Origin of the sequence: Corynebacterium sp. HMSC072D12 (assembly GCF_001813925.1) — a bacterium.
GTDB lineage: Bacteria > Actinomycetota > Actinomycetes > Mycobacteriales > Mycobacteriaceae > Corynebacterium > Corynebacterium aurimucosum.
This window is the reverse complement of sequence record NZ_KV814412.1, coordinates 66305-83533: the sequence shown is the minus strand read 5'-3', so window position 1 is coordinate 83533 and position 17229 is coordinate 66305. Positions and strand designations below refer to the sequence as shown.

The following is a 17229-nucleotide window of genomic DNA, read 5'->3' as shown; positions in this document are numbered from 1 at the left end:
GTGAGTTGAACCACTTGCGGTGGTGCTAGGGATAATATACGATCTGGGCAAGGATTTGTTCACAATTAAGGATTCTTCATGGCTGTACCTGAGTTCTTGCCGGTAAAACCGGGCAAAATGATCGCCGTCCATGTGGCCTTTGAGTCCCGCGCGGCACAGCGCGGCCGCTGGCCCAAAACCCCGAGTTACTTCCTCAAGGCGACAAGCACGCTGGCTGAGTCGGACGGGATTGTCGAGCGTCCCGAAGGAACTGAACTGCTGGCCTTCGAAGGCGAAATCGCACTCATCATCGGCACTCCGGCCCGCAATGTCTCCCTTGAGGATGCGTGGAAGCACGTTGCCTACGTGACCGCGTCGAACGACATTGGGCTGTATGACTACAAGGTGCAGGACAAAGGTTCCAACACCCGTTCCAAGTCCCGCGATGGATACACCCCCATTGGGCCGGAGCTTATCGACGCCCAGGGGATCGACCCCAAGGGCCTACGCCTGCGTACGTGGGTCAACGGAGAAGTTGTCCAAGAGGGTACGTCCTCCGACGAAGACCTCATCTTCCCCCTCGCCCAGTTTGTGGCCGACCTTTCCCAGCACATGACACTGGAGACCGGTGACATCATCCTCACCGGCACTCCTGCTGGCTCTTCCGTCATCGAGCCTGGTGACGTCGTTGAGGTCGAAGTTGATGTGCCAGGAGGCGTGAGCTCCGGCAAGCTGAAGACCACCGTGAAGGAGGTCCCCGCCTCTTTCGATCCGCAGCTGGGCAACCTGCCCTACGTGGACGATAAGCAGCGCGAAGATGCCTACGGTGACCGCGAATCCGCCGGCCTTCCTCCTAAGGGTGAGGTCGGCCTCGATCCAGAGCTCAAGGCGGCCCTGGAGAAGGCCCCGACCGCCGGCTTGTCCGCTCAGCTGCGCAAGCGCGGCATCAACCAGTCCGTGATCGAAGGCGTGTACCCGCAGGCGAAGGGAACCAAGATGGTGGGCGTTGCCCGCACCCTGCGCTTCGTGGCCGGCCGCGAGGACCTGTTCAAGTCCCACGGTGGTGGTCTCAATGAGCAGAAGAAGGTCTTCGACACCGTCAAGGAGGGTGAGGTCATCGTCATCGAGGCCCGCCAGGAATCCGGTTCCGGAACACTCGGTGACATTTTGGCGCTGCGCGCGAAAGTCCGCGGTGCTGCCGGCGTTGTCACCGATGGCGGCGTGCGTGACTACGAGGCCGTCAAGGAGATTGGCCTGCCCGTCTTCACCCAGGGCGCGCACCCCTGCGTGCTCGGCCGCAAGCATGTCCCGTGGGACAGCGATATCGCTGTTTCTTGTGGCAACGCCACCGTTCTTCCGGGTGACATCATCGTTGGTGACGACGATGGCGTCGTGGTCATCCCCCGCGATATCGCCGCGGAAGTCGCCGAAGCTGCGTTGGCCAAGGAGCACGAAGACGAATGGGTCGCCACCCAGGTGGAGACGGGCGCCAGCCTGGATGGGCTCTTCCCGCCGACCGGAGCGAATAAGGAAGCCTATATCGCGTTCCGTGATGGAAAGGCGGGTGGTCAATGACGGAACCTGCCCTATCAGCTGGGGAAAGCAAGTCCCAACAGGCCTATAACTGGATAAGTCACAAGATTCGTACTCGAGATTATGAGCCCGGGTATCGCCTCGTGTTAGCAACAATCGCGGAGGAACTGGGCGTCAGTGTGGTTCCCGTCCGCGAGGCCATTCGGCAACTTGAAGCAGAAGGGATGGTCACCTACGAACGCAACGTCGGTGCCAGCGTGACCACCTACAATCGCGAGGCCTATTACGAATCCATGGACATCGTGGCCACGCTAGAAGCAAATGCCACGGCCCAATCCGCACCGTATCTCGATGCGGAGGATATTGCCCGGGCGCAGGAGATCAACCAGCGCATGCAGGAGCTCGATATCCACCACGATCCAGAAGAATTTACCCAGCTCAACAAAGAATTTCATAGCGTTCTCTTCTCCAAGTGCCCGAACGAGAGGCTAAAGAACTTGGTGGTGGACCAGTGGAAGCAATTGGAATACCACCGCGTCTCTACCTTTCGGTATGTGCCCGAAAGAGCTCAAGAGTCAACGCGCGAGCACGAGCAATTGCTCAGTCTCATCGAGGCTGGCGCGGAACCCGCCTACATAGAAAAAGTGGCCAGGCAACACCGACTGACCACTCTCAGAACCTATCGCAAGAAAAACGACTAAGGAGTCGAAATCACCCATGGCTATCAACAACGATGCTGCTAAGCCCACCGATCTCCCCGAGAAGATCCTTCACTACATCAACGGCGAGTTCGTCCCGTCGATCGACGGTGATGAATTCGAGGTCTTGGATCCGGTAACCAATAAAACCTACATCAAGGCCGCCTCCGGCAAGCCGGAAGACATTGACAAGGCTGTCGCTGCTGCGAAGGAGGCCTTCGAGAACGGCCCGTGGTCCAAGGCACTGCCGCGTGAGCGCGCCCGTGTGCTCAACAAGATTGCGGATATCGTCGAGAGCCGCGCGGACAAGCTTGCCGCGTGGGAATCCTTCGACTCCGGCCTACCCATCACTCAGGCCAACGGTCAGGCTAAGCGTGCAGCGGAGAACTTCCGCTTCTTTGCTGACCTAATCGTCGCCCAGGCTGACGACGCCTACAAGGTACCGGGCCGCCAGATCAACTACGTCAACCGCAAGCCGATTGGCGTGGCGGGCCTGATTACCCCGTGGAACACTCCGTTCATGCTGGAGTCCTGGAAGCTCGCCCCGGCCATCGCCACCGGTAACTCCGTCGTCCTGAAGCCTGCTGAGTTCACTCCCCTCTCTGCACAGCTGTGGGCGGGCATCTTCGAGGAGGCCGGCCTGCCGAAGGGTGTCTTCAACCTGGTCAACGGCTTCGGTGAGGAAGGCTATGCAGGCGACCCGCTGGTTAAGCACCCGGATGTTCCTCTGATTTCCTTCACCGGCGAGTCTCGCACCGGCCAGATCATTTTCGGCAACGCAGCTCCTCACCTCAAGGGCCTGTCGATGGAGCTGGGCGGCAAGTCCCCCGCCATCGTCTTCAGTGATGCTGACCTGGAGACCGCGATCGATGCTTGCATCTTCGGCGTCTTTTCCCTCAACGGTGAGCGTTGCACCGCTGGCTCCCGCATCCTGGTTCAGCGCGATATCTACGATGAGTTCGTGGAGCGCTACGCCGCCCAGGCTAAGCGCGTGAAGGTGGGCCTGCCCTCCGATCCGACCACCGAGGTCGGTGCCCTGGTACACCCGGAGCACTACGAGAAGGTCACCTCCTACATCGAGATCGGCAAGCAGGAGGCCACCCTGGCCGCCGGCGGTGAGCGCCCGGAAGGCTTCGAGGAAGGCAACTTTGTCCAGCCGACCGTCTTCGTTGACGTCAAGCCGGATGCACGAATCTTCCAGGAAGAGATTTTCGGCCCCGTCGTTGCTATCACCCCGTTCGATACCGACGAAGAAGCACTCGAGCTGGCCAACAACACGAAGTACGGCCTTGCCGCCTATGTCTGGACCTCGGATCTGAAGCGCGCCCACAACTTTGCCCAGAACGTTGAGGCCGGCATGGTGTGGCTCAACTCGAACAACGTCCGTGACCTGCGCACCCCGTTCGGTGGTGTCAAGGCCTCCGGCCTGGGCCACGAGGGCGGCTACCGTTCGATCGACTTCTACACCGATCAGCAGGCCGTCCACATCAACCTGGACAAGGTACACAACCCGGTCTTTGGCAAGCAGGACTAAGACGTCCACTCTCTTCTCCCCCACCACTACTTCTATCTAAGGAGCCATCATGGCTGACATTCAGGCCCCCGATATTCTGCGTTGCGCCTACATGGAGATCGTCGTTACCGATCTCGCTGCATCTCGAAAGTTCTACGTTGACACCCTCGGCCTCGTCGTGACCGAGGAAAACGAGAACGAAATCTACCTGCGCACCTACGAGGAGTTCATCCACCACAACCTCGTGCTACGCCAAGGCCCCGTCGCTGCCGTTGCTGCATTCTCCTTCCGTGTTCGTTCGCCGGAGGATCTGGACCTCGCCGAGGAGTTCTACAAGGCACGTGGTTGCGAGGTTCGCCGTAACAAGGATGGCTTCGTCAAGGGCATCGGTGACTCCGTGCGTGTGCAGGATCCGCTGGGATTCCCGTACGAGTTCTTCTACGAGGTTGAGCACGTCGAGCGTCTGGCTTGGGCATACGATGCCCACATCCCTGGCGCGCTTGTTCGCCTCGACCACTTCAACCAGATCACCCCGGACGTTCCTGCCGCCGTGAAGTACATGGAGGAGCTCGGCTTCCGCACCACCGAGGACATTCGCGATGAGGAGGGAACTGTCTACGCTGCATGGATGCGCCGCAAGCCGACGGTGCACGACACCGCCATGACCGGTGGCGATGGTCCGCGCATGCACCACATCGCTTTTGCTACCCACGAGAAGCACAACATCATCGCGATTTGTGACAAGTTGGGTGCACTGCGCGAATCCGACCGCATTGAGCGCGGCCCGGGCCGCCACGGTGTCTCCAACGCTTACTACCTCTACCTGCGTGATCCGGATGGCCACCGCGTGGAGATCTACACCCAGGATTACTACACCGGCGACCCGGATAACCCGGTCGTGACCTGGGATGTCCACGATAACCAGCGCCGTGACTGGTGGGGAACCCCGGTTGTCCCTTCCTGGTACCGCGATGGCTCCACCGTCCTCGACCTCGATGGCAACCCAGTGCCGCTGGTGGCTCGCGAGGACGAGTCCGAGCTGGAGGCAACCATTGGCGCAGACGGCTTCTCCTACACCCGTAAGGAAGATGCAGAAGAAATGCCGGAGTGGAAGCAGGGCGAGTACAAGCTGGGACACCAGCTCTAAACAGGCCTCAGCACTCAGGTTTATGAACGTGGTCCCGCGGCGTCGATAAGAAAGCGCACATATCGCGGGACCGCGTTGTCGTTTCACGTGAAACCATCAGGTTTAACGAACCTGTTAAACAGAACAGATACGTTCTACAACACCTTAAGGAGCGAAGTACATGCTGGATGAGAAACAGCACATCGCTATTGCAGATGAACTGGCGCAAGCCGAAAAGGATCGCACCATGGTCCCGCTGCTGACCGCCCGTTTCCCGGAGATGAGCATCGAGGATTCCTACGCAGTGCAGCGCGAGTGGGTGCGCCGCGGCATTGAAGACGGGCGTCGTCTCGTCGGCCGTAAGATTGGCCTGACCTCCAAGGTTATGCAGGAAGCCACGGGAATCACCGAGCCAGACTACGGCGCCATCTTTGAAGACCAGGTCTATGAGAACGGCTCCACCATCGAGCACGCGCAGTTCTCCAATGTTCGCATTGAGGTCGAGCTGGCCTTCGTGCTCAAGGAAGAGCTGAAGGGCCCGAATTGCAGCATCTTCGACGTGCTGCGTGCAACAGAGTACGTCGTCCCTGCTCTGGAGATCCTCTCCTCCCGCATCGAGATGGAAGGCCGCACTATCGTCGACACCATCTCGGATAACGCAGCCCTCGGCGCCATGGTCTACGGCGGCAACCCGGTGGATCCCGCGGACGTCGATCTGCGCTGGGTGTCCGCACTGCTCTACCGCAACGAGTCCATCGAAGATACGGGTGTGGCGGCGGCTGTGCTGAACCACCCGGCAATGGGCGTGGCTTGGCTTGCCAACAAGCTTCACGCGCACGGCGATAACCTTGCCGCCGGCGACATTATTCTGGCCGGTTCCTTCACCAAGCCCATGTGGGTTGAACCGGGCGATACCGTCCATGCAGACTATGGAAAGTTGGGGTCCATCACATGCCGATTCCAGTAAAGTTGCCGCCTACCTTTGCAGACGTCCTAGAAAAGGCCGAGCAACCACTCGTTGGTGCCTGGATCTGTTCCGGCTCGGAGGCCGCGGCGGAGATCATCGCCTCGGCTGGTTTTAGCTGGACGCTTATCGACGGCGAGCATTCGCCTTATGGCCTGGAGACCATTCTTTCCTTGCTCCGCGCCACTGATGCCTATGGTCTTACGCGTGTGGTTCGCGTGCCTGTGAATAACACGGCGCTGATCAAACAGTACCTTGACCTGGGTGTACAGAATCTGATGGTGCCCATGATTGATAACGCCGAGGAAGCGGTAGCGGCCGTTGCAGCCATGCACTACCCGCCCCGCGGTGTGCGCGGCGTCGGCTCGGCTCTGGCCCGCTCTTCGCGCTGGAATGGCGTGGAGAACTACCTCGCCAACGCGTCGGAGACGGTGAGCCTCACGGTGCAGATTGAGTCTGCGACCGCGGTGGAGAACGTGGAAGAGATCGTGGCTGTTGAAGGCGTGGACAACATCTTCGTCGGCCCCTCGGACCTGGCGGCCTCGATGGGGCTGTTGGGTCAGCAGACCCATCCGGACGTGCTCGAGGCGGTCAATCACACATTTGAAGCAGTTCGTGCTTCCGGAAAGAAGGTAGGCGTCAACGCCTTCAACCTCGAACAGGCCCAGAAATACATGGCTTCTGGCGCATCATTTGCCCTGGTTGGGGCGGATGTTCAACTTCTTTCGGGTGCGGCACGCCAACTGGCAGACAAATTCCATTTGGGAGGGTAAAAAAGAACCATGAGTGAAAACAACAAGGTCAATATTGACGAGCTGCTGGCCAAGGTTCCAACTGGCTTGCTGATTAATGGTGAGTGGGTAGACGCCTCCGATGGCTCCACTTTCGACGTGGACAACCCGGCAACCGGTGAGGTTATCGCTACCCTTGCTTCCGCTACTTCTGAGGATGCGAAGAAGGCTTTGGATGCAGCCTGCGCCGTGCAGGATGAGTGGGCACGCACGTCCACCCGCGAGCGCTCCAACCTGCTGCGCCGTGCTTTTGACCTGGTGCAGGAGCGCAAGGACGAGTTCGCTGCGCTGATGACCCTGGAGATGGGCAAGCCGCTGGCAGAGTCCTATGGTGAGGTTACTTACGGCGCTGAGTACCTACGCTGGTTCAGCGAGGAGGCCGTTCGTGACTACGGCCGTACCCTGCCGGCGCCGGAGGGCACCCTGCGCATGGTGACCCGTCGCAAGCCGGTGGGCCCGTGCTTGCTCATCACCCCGTGGAACTTCCCGCTGGCTATGGCTACCCGCAAGATTGCCCCGGCCATTGCCGCTGGTTGCACCATGGTGGTCAAGCCCGCCAAGCTCACGCCGCTGACTACTCAGTACTTCGCACAGACCATGATTGATGCCGGCGTTCCTGCCGGTGTGGTCAACGTGGTCTCCGGTAAGTCTGCTTCGGCCATCTCCGAGCCGATCATGGCGGATTCCCGCCTGCGCAAGGTTTCCTTCACCGGCTCTACCCCGGTGGGCAAGACCCTGCTCAAGGCCGCTGCCGACAACGTCCTGCGCACCTCGATGGAGCTGGGCGGCAACGCTCCGTTCATCGTCTTTGAGGACGCTGACATCGACCAGGCCGTCGAGGGCGCAATGGGCGCCAAGATGCGCAACATCGGTGAGGCCTGCACCGCGGCTAACCGCTTCATCGTCCACGAGTCCGTCGCCGATGAGTTCGCGGAGAAGTTCGCTAAGCGCATCGGTGAGCTCAAGGTGGGCAACGGCCTCGATGAGGGTGTCACTTGTGGTCCGCTCGTGGAGCAGAAGGCACTGGATAACATCACCGCGCTTGTCGACGACGCCGTGGAGAAGGGTGCCAAGGCCATCGTCGGCGGCAAGCCGGGTGAGGGCAAGGGCTACTTCTACGCCCCGACCGTTCTGACCAACGTTCCTCGTGATGCCCGCGTGGCACAGGAAGAGATCTTCGGCCCGATTGCTCCGATCCTGACCTTTTCCGATGAGAAGGAAGCGATTGAGATTGCTAATGACACCGAGTACGGCCTGGCCTCCTACGTGTTCACCGAGGACTCCGACCGTATGTGGCGCATCGGTGACGGCCTCGAGTTCGGCCTCATGGGCTTCAACGCTGGTGTCATCTCCAACGCCGCTGCCCCATTCGGTGGCGTGAAGCAGTCCGGCATGGGCCGCGAGGGCGGCGCTGAGGGCTTGGACGAGTACACCTCGCTGCAGTACATCGCTATGCGCGACCCGTACGCGAATGCATAACTAGTGCATTAATTTCGCCGCTGACAATGCTGGCATCTCCTAGGTGGGAGGTGTCAGCATTATTGTTTTCTGCATAGTATTCGTAACCCTGTTGTGTGACAGCACTCATAGTCAAATCGTGATCACGCACAAACAACTTTTTCAGTGTGCACTGGGACACAATTACTGGCTATGCACCGAAAGACACCGGGTTCGTCCGGTGGATTCTCGGGCCGACATAGCTAGTAAGGAGGAGTTGGCGTGGACACATCGACACAGGCACCAGTGCTACCCGCTCGAAATGTACAGCCCGGGCACCGGGCTCCCACCGAACTTAAGGGCGGCCTGGGCGCCGGGCGCCTAGGGACAACGTCGCTAGTCTTTATGATTATCGCGGCGTCGGCACCTCTTACTGTGCTTGCGGGAGGAGTGCCGACCAACTTCGCAGTATCTGGATTGTTGGGTGTTCCCTGGGGATACCTCGTCCTGGGAATTATTCTTGTCTTTTTCGCCGTTGGTTACGGGATTATGAGTTCAAAGATTCAGAACTCTGGAGCGTTCTATGCCTACGTGTCAGAAGGACTAGGAAACCGCCAAGGAATCGCGGCCGCGATTCTGGCTTTGGTTTCTTACAATATGATGCAGGTTGGGCTGTATGGCATTTTCGGGTTCTCTCTGGCCAATCTGATCAACGGGTGGTTTGGAACAAGTATCTCGTGGTGGGTTGCCGCCTTGGCTGGTTGGCTCTTGGTGGCTGTCATGGGTGTCAGCAATGTTGATTTTTCTGCCAAAGTCCTAGGTATATTGGTAGCCCTCGAGTTCGTTGTTGTTGCTGCAGTCTCAGTTCTTTCTCTTGGCGTTGCCCCAGAGGGTATTACTGCGGAGACGGTACGCCCGAGCCAATTCTTTACCGATGGTATAGGCGTTCTCCTTGCCTTTGGAATTGCAGCCTTTATGGGGTTTGAGTCGGGTGCAATTTACTCGGAAGAAGCGCGTGATCCAGAGCGGACTGTCCCGAAAGCTACCTATATCGCCGTGGGAACGATTGCCCTTTTTTACGCCTTTTCGGCGTGGGCATTTGCTCAAGGAGTGGGGCCGTCCGTCGTCATCGATAAGGCAACTGAGCTTGGTCCCGATCTGGTCTTCGTGTGGTTGGGCGACTATTCAGCGCTTGCTGCCAACATAGCGAACTGCTTGTTTGTAACTTCGCTTATTGCTGCCCTCGTCGCATTCCATAATGCCGCAGCGCGGTACTTCTTCTCCCTTGGGCGCTCACGCGTCCTTCCCGAGAAGTTCGCGGTGTCATCGTCCAAAGGAGCACCTATAGCTGGGTCGCTCACTCAGACTTCCATTGCTTTCCTAGTAGTCGGTGGCTTTGCAATTGCGGAAAATGGCAGCGACATGGGCGAACTATTCCCAGTCCTCACGCTTTTTACGTGGCTGACCAACGCCGCGGCGTTCGGCCTGGTCTTCCTGCTCGCAGTGGTGAGTGTGTCCATCATGGTATGGCTCAACAAGCAGGAAAAAGGCTACAACCTCTTCACGCGGATCATTGCACCGCTTGTATCAGCTTGCGGACTCGTGGCTGTCTTCGCATTGGTGCTGATGAATTTCCCGCTCATGATTGGCGACACCGGTTCGGATGCCCTCGTGTGGGTGATGCCCGGAATCATTATCGCCTCCGGAATTCTTGGGCTGATGTGGGGCGAATACCTCAAGCACGCTAGGCCGCATATTTACGCAAGTCTTCAAGACAATCTTGATCGAATCTAAATCTTCAGAAAGGTAATCATGGAAAAGAAGCATGTAATCGTCGTTGGTGCGGGATTCGCAGGTCTAACGGCAGCGCGAGAGTTGCAGACCGCTGGAATTGGGTATCACATCGTAGAGGCTCGTGACCGCATTGGTGGCCGTGCTTGGACTGACGATAGGCTCGGACGCTCGCTGGAGATTGGCGCAACCTGGGTGCACTGGCATCAGCCGCATGTCTGGTCCGAAATCACTCGTTATGGCCAGGATATTATCGCTTCGCCCGTTGTAGATACCGCATATTGGTATGCCGGTGGTGAGCTGAAGTCCGGAACGGAAGCAGAAATGGATGCCAAACTGGCTCGGCCGATGGAGAAGATCTTCGAGAAATCTCGCGAATTCTTCCCAGAACCGCACAAGCCGCTGCTTGTGCTGGATGAGAAATTCGGTGCATCTCAAGAATTGAAGGATGCTTTCCTGGCTGCAGATCAGGCTGGAGTTCTCGATGCGTTGGAGGACGGTGACTTTACCCAGGAAGAAAAGGATCTGTGCAATGCGTATTGGTCGGCTGGATACATCGGGTACCCAGAGCAGGGGTCCTCTTTGATGGCCAAGCAGTGGGCAGCCTTGTGCGATCACCGTCTTTCATTGGTGGATGAGCAAACGCTGCGATTTAAACTTGTCAATGGCATGCGGGGTATCTACGGCAACATCGCAAAGGATCTAACCGGAGAAATCCGTTTGAATACTGCGGTGACTGCGATTGAGCACGGAGAAGATTCGGCCACCGTTACGTATGCGGACGGTACCTCCGAGACGGCGGATGCTGTGATTGTTACGGTTCCGGTTGGTGCGTTGGGGAACATTAAATTCACCCCGGGTCTGCCTGAAGGCTCGCAGAAGACTATCGAGCAGAAGTGGAATTCGACTGGTTTCAAGGCTTGGATCAAGATCAAGGGTCATCACAACATCTTCGGTTACGCGCCCCAGCCTGCAGTCGTATCCGTGCTTCGTTCTGAATACTTCGAAGATGATGACACGACTATCTGTGTTGCCTTTGGCTCCGATCACGAGAAGATCGATTTGGAGAGCATTGAGGATGCTCAAAAGGTTGTCGACCAGTGGCGCCCAGATCTCGAGGTTGTTGGTGTCACCGGTCATGACTGGGTAGCAGATGAGTATTCGGGCCAGGCTTGGGCTACCTTGCGTCGAGGCCAGTTCACTGAGGGCTGGCACCACTTCCGCAGCTCGACTTCCTCGTTGCACTTCGCTGGAGCAGACTGGGCTTCCGGTTGGCGTGGAGTGGTTGTCGATGGAGCCATCGAAACTGGAATCTCTACCGCTCGCGAGGTTATCAACAAGTTGCGTGATTAACCGCTAGCCGCTGCACGGTACGCACTCGGTGACTTGTGGTACTCCGCCTTGAAGATGCGCGAAAGGTGCGAGGGGTCGTGCAGGCCATAACGGGCGCTGATGTGGCTGATTGATTCCTCGGAGCGCCGCGGGTCCACGAGGTCTCTGCGGATGTGTTCTAGGCGCCTGGTTCTGATGTAGTGACTCACGGAGAGTCCCTGCTCGGCAAACTTGGCGTGGAGGTGGCGCACGGACACAAAGAGTGCTTGGGCAATGGTGCTGGGACCTAACTCGGGGTCGCCCAAGTTCTTCTCGATGTAGGCGGTGGCCTGGTTGAACAGGAGCGTGCCCGCGGAAGGTTCCTCGGCCACGTCGGAGGAGAGAACCGACACTAACATGGTGAGAGCCGAGCGGACCAAGGCCGTGGCGTGCGGGCCCTTGAGCAGATCGAGGTTCTTCGCGAGCTGCTCAAAGAGGGGAACCGCCACCGCGCCCAGGCCATGCGAGCGTGAGATGGGGTTCGCGGTGAGGCGTTGGATCTGTGCGGGTGAAATATCGAGGAAGCTCTGCGGGAAATGCACAATGAGTGTGTTTTGCTCCTCCGGATAGCGCAGAGTGTAAGGCCGTTGGGTGACATACAGCGCTAGGTCGCCAGGGTGTAGCTCACAGGTTCGCCCGTCCTGGCTCATGGTTGAGGATCCGGTGATTTGCAGGCTGAGCTTGCAAAAGGGGGCCTCGCTGGCGGCTATCTTGAAGCGATTCACGGTGTGCGGGGAGGTGCACATATCGAAGAGGGATATGTCCCCCACTTTCGTTGACCGCAGCGTGGCGTGAAAGGAAGAGGGGTCCTCAGTGTCCACGTCGAGTTGTCCAAAAGACTCGGATGACGCGGTGCGCCATGACGCGATATCGAAGTACTCAACGGCGGAAGTAGACATAAGTGGCATCATATCGTGAGAACTGGCACATTTTTGGACAAATTGTGTGCACTCAGAGTCAATAGAGTCGGTGTGGTGCAGGTAACATCCTAGGTAAAAGTTTCTTTGGGCTTTGTTCGCGGGGCCCTCGACTTCTTTACAAGGAGATCTCATGACTCAGTTCGCCACCTACGCTGATCTGCTCAACGCCATCACGGATGAGAACGGACGCGACATCTTCAACCCTGCCACCGGTGAGGTTGTTGGCCGCGCCCCAGAGAACACCGTCGAGGACCTCAACGCTGCAGTTGAGACCGCACGCGCAGCGCAGAAGGACTTTGCCAAGCTTAGCGACGCTGAGCGTTGCGAGCTGCTCACCAAGGCAGCTGCCGCCATCGACGCTCATGCCGAGGCACTCGTGGAGCTGCTCTCCCGTGAGCAGGGCAAGCCGCTCAACGGCCCGAACGCCCGCTTCGAGGTCGGTGCCTGCTCTGGTTGGCTGAATGCTACCGCCTCCTTCGAGCACCCCAACTACACCGCCGTTGATGATGACATCACCGCCACCGTCAACTACCGCCCACTAGGCGTTGTCGGTGCCATTGGCCCGTGGAACTGGCCGATGATGATCACCATCTGGCAGATTGCGCCGGCGCTGCGTATGGGCAACGCGGTCGTCGTCAAGCCCTCTGAGTACACCCCGCTCTCCGTATTGGGCCTGCTCAAGGTAGTGAACTCCGTGCTGCCGGAGGGTGTCCTCCAAGTCGTTAGCGGCGCCGGTGAGGTTGGCGCGGCGCTGACTACCCACGAGGGCGTCGACAAGATCATGTTCACCGGTTCTACCGCCACCGGCAAGAAGATCGTGGAGGCCAGCGCGGACAACCTCACCCGCCTCACGCTGGAGCTTGGCGGCAATGATGCGGGCATCGTACTGGATGATGCCGACCCGAAGGAGATCGCCGGCGACCTTTTCTGGGGTGCCTTCATCAACACCGGTCAGACCTGTGCGGCGATGAAGCGCGTGTACGTGCCGGAGTCGCTGTACGACGCCGTCTGCGAAGCCCTCGTCGAGGTGGCCAAGGTCTCCCCGATGGGCGTGGGCTTGGAAGAGGAGAACGTGCTCGGCCCGCTGCAGAACAAGCAGCAATTCGACATCGTGGACAACCTCGTCACCGCCGCCAAGGATTCCGGTGCCCGCGTGCTGCTGGGCGGCGACCCGGACTACGACGCGCCGGGCTACTTCTACCCCACCACCCTGGTGGCGGACATCGACCCGGACAACCCGCTGGTCGTGGAGGAGCAGTTCGGTCCCGCACTGCCGATTGTGAAGTACACGGACCTCGATTGGGCCATTGAGCAGGCCAATAAGCTCGATGTGGGTCTGGGCTCCTCCGTATGGTCCTCCAACCGCGAGCGCGCTCTGGACGTCGCCGCGCAGCTGGAGGCGGGTACTACCTGGATCAACGCCCACGGTGCTGTGGATCCGCGCGTGCCTTTCGGTGGTATCAAGTCCTCCGGCTACGGCGTGGAGTTTGGCACCGAGGGCCTTAAGGGCCTGGCGTACCCGCAGATCATCAACGGCTAAAACCGCCGTGGCGCTGCTATTCTTAGCGCCATGAGCACCGCCAAAGTCCCGGAGATCGAGTACGCAGCCTTCGACGCCATGAAGGAGGTTGCGTCCTCGCTGAAAGCTGCCTACCTCACTAGGGCCGCTGAAGCAGGCAACGACGTTGAATCGCAATGGTGGATTCGCCAGAACTGGCTGGTAGAGGACATGGTTGGCGAGGTTGATGCAACTGACATCGAAGCCATCCGATCCGCTGCGGCTCTCTTTGCGCAGCGGCTTGAAGCCCTCTCCTCCGAGCACAAAGCGGCATAGCCTATGCTTTCTGCCGCTGACTTCCCCGTTGATCCGCAGGTTATGGAGCAACGGCTAAAGACTCTGCAAGCCAGCTATTTCGGCCGATCGAATGCTCATGGTCCGGCTGTTCCAGAGGTCATTTATGTGGCGGGGCAGCCAGCGTCAGGCAAATCAACGGCCATTGAATCGGTAAAGAACGGTCACGCGGTCCTTGATTCCGATGAGATTCGGAAGCTGCACCCCGCCCTCGACGAGATTGTGGAGCGCGATCCCTTACGCATGGACGTACTCACCAATGGGCCGGTGCCCTATTGGATGTCCTCGCTGATTGAGTATGGCCGTCAGCACGGGCACTCCCTCATCATTGAGAACACGCTGTCCAACCCGGAATTCATCGCGGGTGAGATAGCCAAGTTTCGCTCCGCGGGTTTCCGCGTGAGGGTCGTGGGCTTGGCGGTGGCGCAGGAGGTCTCCAGGCTCGGTGTCGTCCAGCGCTACCTGGAGGCGCAGCGCGTGAGCCGCTACCCGCGCTGGACCAATGAGGTTTCCCACACGTCGGGCTTTAAAGCCATCGTCCCAGGACTGCAAGCGATTGCCCCGCTTGTCGACGACCTCGAGATCCGCACCCGCGATGGCCGCACCTTGAGCGGCATTGAGGATATTGAGACTGAGCGCGCAACCTGGTTCGACTCCCCCGCTGTTCGGGCCGACTGGCTGGCCCGTTTTGACAGCTGTGACTTGAGTGGGCTTGAAGCTGAGAAGCTCACGCACAACCTCGTGGCTGATGCAGAGCGTATCCGCAAACTTTAAGGCTGTGCCCGTGGAACTGCGCGCCCGGTAGGCGGTGGGAGCTTCGTGTCAAAGCGGCTGCTGGCGAGCTAGCGGTCTGCGAGGTCGAGCAGGCTGAGGATGTCGTCTGCGTTGAATTTAAGTTCAATGTGTAGCTAGGCCTTATTAATAGCGTTTGACAACACGCGCTCCTATTTGCCGTCGTATCTCACGAGACGCTGACGTGGATGGCCGCACCATCGACCTGCAGCCTCAGGACTGTGAAGTCATTGCAAAGCAGCGTGGCTTGCACGTTGGACATAGGACATAACGACGTCGATCAGTCCATTTCCGCGTCAAAGAAGAATGTGGCTCGCCCCAACTACGACGCCATGGTGGCATCCCTCGAACGCGGCGAAATCGACGCGATCATCTGCTGGGACCTCGCTGGACAGTCCGATCGGTCGGACAGAATTACTCCCGCACCCCAGCGTAATCAGGGGTGCACCTTAAAAACATTCGGAGGTGGGGGTAACTCCCCCTCGTTGCCCAGAGACAAAATACGCCAGTGGCGTCTGTATGACGCCCCGAAGGTAGGACAAATTCCAATCCAGAGAGGTCTTGCACTGTTGCGGTGCGGTTGTCTTCTTTCTCACCGTATTGCACCCTGCGAAATTAATTGGATACGATAGAACCATGTTGATTTCAGGTTCCGTTTTCATGCGGCCGCTCACCAACCGCTAAGGCGGTTTTCTCCCTCCCGCGGGTCAAAAACCGCTCCGGTCCTTTAGCCGGGCGGCCATTTGCCATGCCCGGCTCCGTTTCAACTCCACGGAGCACACCTGATGTCTACATACGGATACGGCCGTCACGAACATGGCCAAAATTTTCTCACAGACCAAAAGATCATCAACACCATCGTCGATCTTGTAAAACAAACCACCGGCCCCATCATCGAGATCGGGCCGGGAAGCGGTGCCCTCACTCACCCGATATCCCGCTTGGGGAGGGCAATAACGGCAGTTGAGGTAGACGCAAAACTAGCTGCCAAACTCACAAAAAAGACCGCCTCGGCGTCGGTCGAAGTGGTCCATGATGATTTCCTTAACTTCCCGTTACCCGCCACTCCCTGCGTCATTGTGGGAAACATTCCCTTTCACCTCACCACTGCCATTCTTCGAAAGTTGTTGCATGCGCCGGCATGGACTGACGCTGTACTCCTCATGCAGTGGGAAGTCGCTCGCCGCCGGGCCGGGGTAGGCGCAAGCACGATGATGACGGCTCAGTGGTCCCCATGGTTCACGTTTCACCTTGGTTCCCGAGTACCAAGGTCTGCTTTCCGTCCACAGCCTAACGTTGACGGGGGGATCTTAGTGATCCGCCGGGTGGGTGACCCGAAGATCCCGATAGAGCAACGCAAAGCCTTTCAGGCTATGGTGCACACCGTTTTCACCGCCCGGGGACGCGGGATAGGGGAAATTCTCCGAAGGGCAGGGTTGTTTTCATCACGTTCAGATACACAATCATGGTTGCGCTCGCGAGGAATCGACCCCGCAACCCTACCCCCCAGATTGCGCACCAGCGACTGGATCGATCTCTTTCAGGTGACTGGTTCCTCTCCATCGCACCATCGGCCAATTTCACAATCGGGAAGTAGTCAACGCCCTCCTCAACGCAAAAAACGAGGCCGGCGGCGTTAATCTCCCCGCCACCCAAACCGAAATCCACCAGTAGTAGTGGACGACCAGTGCTGGTCTACCGTGAGCCGGGTTATGACAGTGACGTGTTCTCGTCGGGCACAGTCATAGTTCCCGGCGTTGCCGGCGACAGGGTTCTATACCCAGCAGCGGGGCCGATCAAAATTACCCGCACGGGGAACGACCCTGCTGGTGGTTTCGATTTTGATGGAAGCGAGGAGATTAGCCCCTCGACAACTCCCCGTAGCTGGCGAACAGTAGCTCCTGGCGCTGGCGCTCGTTGGTGAGTTTGCGTGCCACACCGAAAGCTTTATTTACTTCTCGGTCCATTTCGTCGTGAGCCTTGAGCAGAGTTTGGTCCATCGCTAACGGGTTGTAGTGCTCCGCGAGTGACCCCTCGGGGTGCCGCTCGCGGGCCCGCAGTACCAACTGTCCAGCGTCGATGATTCGCTGCTGCGCTTTCTCATCTAGTTCACACGGAGCTGGTCCGAAGGAGTAGCTCCCGGTGTACTCCGAAGAACGGAAAAATGAATAGTGGGGATACATCGACTTCCATTTTCCATTCTCCCGGCTCAGAGTATTGAGGGGGCTGGGACCGGGTCCGTAAACCCTTTATGTTTTCCACGCACAGCGGTTTATAGCGACGATCCCTATAGGTTTTCCGCAGAACCTATATGTATTTCTGTGCACCCCCATGTTGTCCGTTTTAGCGGTATTTCGTTGCTACTTCCGCACTTGCGAATAAAATGGTTATTTATCGCCGACACTCCGTCGAGTTCAAGTTCAACGTGTAACGCGAGGCGTTAATGACGTTTCGCGTTATTG

General features: G+C 58.4%; 16 protein-coding genes. 14 read left to right on the top strand and 2 right to left on the bottom strand.

Annotated elements, in window-relative coordinates:
• Positions 1–78: 78 nt before the first annotated feature.
• The 9 genes from HMPREF2943_RS08855 to HMPREF2943_RS08815 all read left to right on the top strand — a co-directional run bounded on the left by HMPREF2943_RS08855 (position 79) and on the right by HMPREF2943_RS08815 (position 11185).
• Positions 79–1554: a fumarylacetoacetate hydrolase family protein gene (locus HMPREF2943_RS08855; RefSeq protein WP_070711365.1), complete on the top strand. Its 1476-nt coding sequence runs from the start codon at positions 79–81 to the stop codon at positions 1552–1554.
• Positions 1551–2213 (top strand): GntR family transcriptional regulator, encoded by a 663-nt coding sequence (locus HMPREF2943_RS08850; RefSeq protein ID WP_070645205.1) that lies wholly within the window; start codon positions 1551–1553, stop codon positions 2211–2213. Before HMPREF2943_RS08855 ends, HMPREF2943_RS08850 begins: the two co-directional genes overlap by 4 nt.
• Positions 2214–2229: 16 nt before the next feature.
• Entirely contained in the window at positions 2230–3744 is a 1515-nt protein-coding gene (gene hpaE, locus HMPREF2943_RS08845) for a 5-carboxymethyl-2-hydroxymuconate semialdehyde dehydrogenase (RefSeq protein ID WP_070444599.1), read from the top strand.
• Between the two features lie 49 nt (positions 3745–3793).
• Positions 3794–4870, top strand: coding sequence for a 3,4-dihydroxyphenylacetate 2,3-dioxygenase (gene hpaD, locus HMPREF2943_RS08840; protein ID WP_070444601.1), 1077 nt, complete (start codon positions 3794–3796; stop codon positions 4868–4870).
• A 160-nt stretch (positions 4871–5030) separates the two neighbouring features.
• A complete protein-coding gene (gene hpaH, locus HMPREF2943_RS08835; RefSeq protein ID WP_070444603.1) occupies positions 5031–5816 on the top strand; it encodes a 2-oxo-hept-4-ene-1,7-dioate hydratase in 786 nt (261 codons plus the stop codon).
• Positions 5801–6586, top strand: a complete 786-nt coding sequence (locus HMPREF2943_RS08830; protein WP_070711364.1) for an HpcH/HpaI aldolase family protein — start codon at positions 5801–5803, stop codon at positions 6584–6586. Before hpaH ends, HMPREF2943_RS08830 begins: the two co-directional genes overlap by 16 nt.
• Before the next feature lie 9 nt (positions 6587–6595).
• Positions 6596–8083 (top strand): NAD-dependent succinate-semialdehyde dehydrogenase, encoded by a 1488-nt coding sequence (locus HMPREF2943_RS08825; protein WP_070444607.1) that lies wholly within the window; start codon positions 6596–6598, stop codon positions 8081–8083.
• A 240-nt stretch (positions 8084–8323) separates the two neighbouring features.
• The gene (locus HMPREF2943_RS08820) at positions 8324–9835 is read left to right on the top strand and encodes an APC family permease (RefSeq protein WP_070711363.1); all 1512 of its coding nucleotides are present in this window, start codon (positions 8324–8326) and stop codon (positions 9833–9835) included.
• Between the two features lie 18 nt (positions 9836–9853).
• A complete protein-coding gene (locus HMPREF2943_RS08815; protein ID WP_070711362.1) occupies positions 9854–11185 on the top strand; it encodes an NAD(P)/FAD-dependent oxidoreductase in 1332 nt (443 codons plus the stop codon).
• Here the strand turns inward: HMPREF2943_RS08815 and HMPREF2943_RS08810 are convergent.
• Positions 11182–12102, bottom strand: a complete 921-nt coding sequence (locus tag HMPREF2943_RS08810; RefSeq protein ID WP_070711361.1) for an AraC-like ligand-binding domain-containing protein — start codon at positions 12100–12102, stop codon at positions 11182–11184. The two genes, HMPREF2943_RS08815 and HMPREF2943_RS08810, sit on opposite strands and share 4 nt — an antisense overlap.
• Before the next feature lie 151 nt (positions 12103–12253).
• Between HMPREF2943_RS08810 and HMPREF2943_RS08805 the strand changes: the two genes are divergently transcribed.
• The 5 genes from HMPREF2943_RS08805 to erm all read left to right on the top strand — a co-directional run bounded on the left by HMPREF2943_RS08805 (position 12254) and on the right by erm (position 16407).
• Positions 12254–13663, top strand: a complete 1410-nt coding sequence (locus HMPREF2943_RS08805) for an aldehyde dehydrogenase family protein (RefSeq protein ID WP_070711360.1) — start codon at positions 12254–12256, stop codon at positions 13661–13663.
• A 30-nt stretch (positions 13664–13693) separates the two neighbouring features.
• Positions 13694–13957: a hypothetical protein gene (locus HMPREF2943_RS08800; RefSeq protein WP_070444618.1), complete on the top strand. Its 264-nt coding sequence runs from the start codon at positions 13694–13696 to the stop codon at positions 13955–13957.
• 3 nt (positions 13958–13960) lie between these two features.
• On the top strand, positions 13961–14749 hold the full coding sequence (locus HMPREF2943_RS08795; RefSeq protein WP_070711359.1) for a zeta toxin family protein: 789 nt from the start codon (positions 13961–13963) through the stop codon (positions 14747–14749).
• A gap of 206 nt (positions 14750–14955) precedes the next feature.
• A complete protein-coding gene (locus HMPREF2943_RS12665) occupies positions 14956–15399 on the top strand; it encodes a recombinase family protein (RefSeq protein WP_223845690.1) in 444 nt (147 codons plus the stop codon).
• Positions 15400–15552: 153 nt separating this feature from the next.
• The gene (erm, locus tag HMPREF2943_RS08790; protein WP_070429178.1) at positions 15553–16407 is read left to right on the top strand and encodes a 23S ribosomal RNA methyltransferase Erm; all 855 of its coding nucleotides are present in this window, start codon (positions 15553–15555) and stop codon (positions 16405–16407) included.
• Between the two features lie 219 nt (positions 16408–16626).
• Here erm and HMPREF2943_RS12575 read toward each other — a convergent pair whose 3' ends face one another.
• Complete coding sequence (locus tag HMPREF2943_RS12575; protein WP_049189366.1) at positions 16627–16950, bottom strand: type IIL restriction-modification enzyme MmeI; 324 nt, start codon at positions 16948–16950, stop codon at positions 16627–16629.
• Between the last annotated feature and the right edge of the window lie 279 nt (positions 16951–17229).

What these genes read in the sequence shown, in the direction of transcription:
- HMPREF2943_RS08855 (WP_070711365.1), top strand. Translation starts at nt 79, where the DNA reads ATGGCTGTACCTGAGTTCTTGCCGGTAAAACCGGGCAAAATGATCGCC.
- HMPREF2943_RS08850 (WP_070645205.1), top strand. Translation starts at nt 1,551, where the DNA reads ATGACGGAACCTGCCCTATCAGCTGGGGAAAGCAAGTCCCAACAGGCC.
- hpaE (WP_070444599.1), top strand. Translation starts at nt 2,230, where the DNA reads ATGGCTATCAACAACGATGCTGCTAAGCCCACCGATCTCCCCGAGAAG.
- hpaD (WP_070444601.1), top strand. Translation starts at nt 3,794, where the DNA reads ATGGCTGACATTCAGGCCCCCGATATTCTGCGTTGCGCCTACATGGAG.
- hpaH (WP_070444603.1), top strand. Translation starts at nt 5,031, where the DNA reads ATGCTGGATGAGAAACAGCACATCGCTATTGCAGATGAACTGGCGCAA.
- HMPREF2943_RS08830 (WP_070711364.1), top strand. Translation starts at nt 5,801, where the DNA reads ATGCCGATTCCAGTAAAGTTGCCGCCTACCTTTGCAGACGTCCTAGAA.
- HMPREF2943_RS08825 (WP_070444607.1), top strand. Translation starts at nt 6,596, where the DNA reads ATGAGTGAAAACAACAAGGTCAATATTGACGAGCTGCTGGCCAAGGTT.
- HMPREF2943_RS08815 (WP_070711362.1), top strand. Translation starts at nt 9,854, where the DNA reads ATGGAAAAGAAGCATGTAATCGTCGTTGGTGCGGGATTCGCAGGTCTA.
- HMPREF2943_RS08810 (WP_070711361.1), bottom strand. Translation starts at nt 12,102, where the DNA reads ATGTCTACTTCCGCCGTTGAGTACTTCGATATCGCGTCATGGCGCACC.
- HMPREF2943_RS08805 (WP_070711360.1), top strand. Translation starts at nt 12,254, where the DNA reads ATGACTCAGTTCGCCACCTACGCTGATCTGCTCAACGCCATCACGGAT.
- HMPREF2943_RS08800 (WP_070444618.1), top strand. Translation starts at nt 13,694, where the DNA reads ATGAGCACCGCCAAAGTCCCGGAGATCGAGTACGCAGCCTTCGACGCC.
- HMPREF2943_RS08795 (WP_070711359.1), top strand. Translation starts at nt 13,961, where the DNA reads ATGCTTTCTGCCGCTGACTTCCCCGTTGATCCGCAGGTTATGGAGCAA.
- HMPREF2943_RS12665 (WP_223845690.1), top strand. Translation starts at nt 14,956, where the DNA reads ATGGCCGCACCATCGACCTGCAGCCTCAGGACTGTGAAGTCATTGCAA.
- erm (WP_070429178.1), top strand. Translation starts at nt 15,553, where the DNA reads ATGTCTACATACGGATACGGCCGTCACGAACATGGCCAAAATTTTCTC.
- HMPREF2943_RS12575 (WP_049189366.1), bottom strand. Translation starts at nt 16,950, where the DNA reads ATGTATCCCCACTATTCATTTTTCCGTTCTTCGGAGTACACCGGGAGC.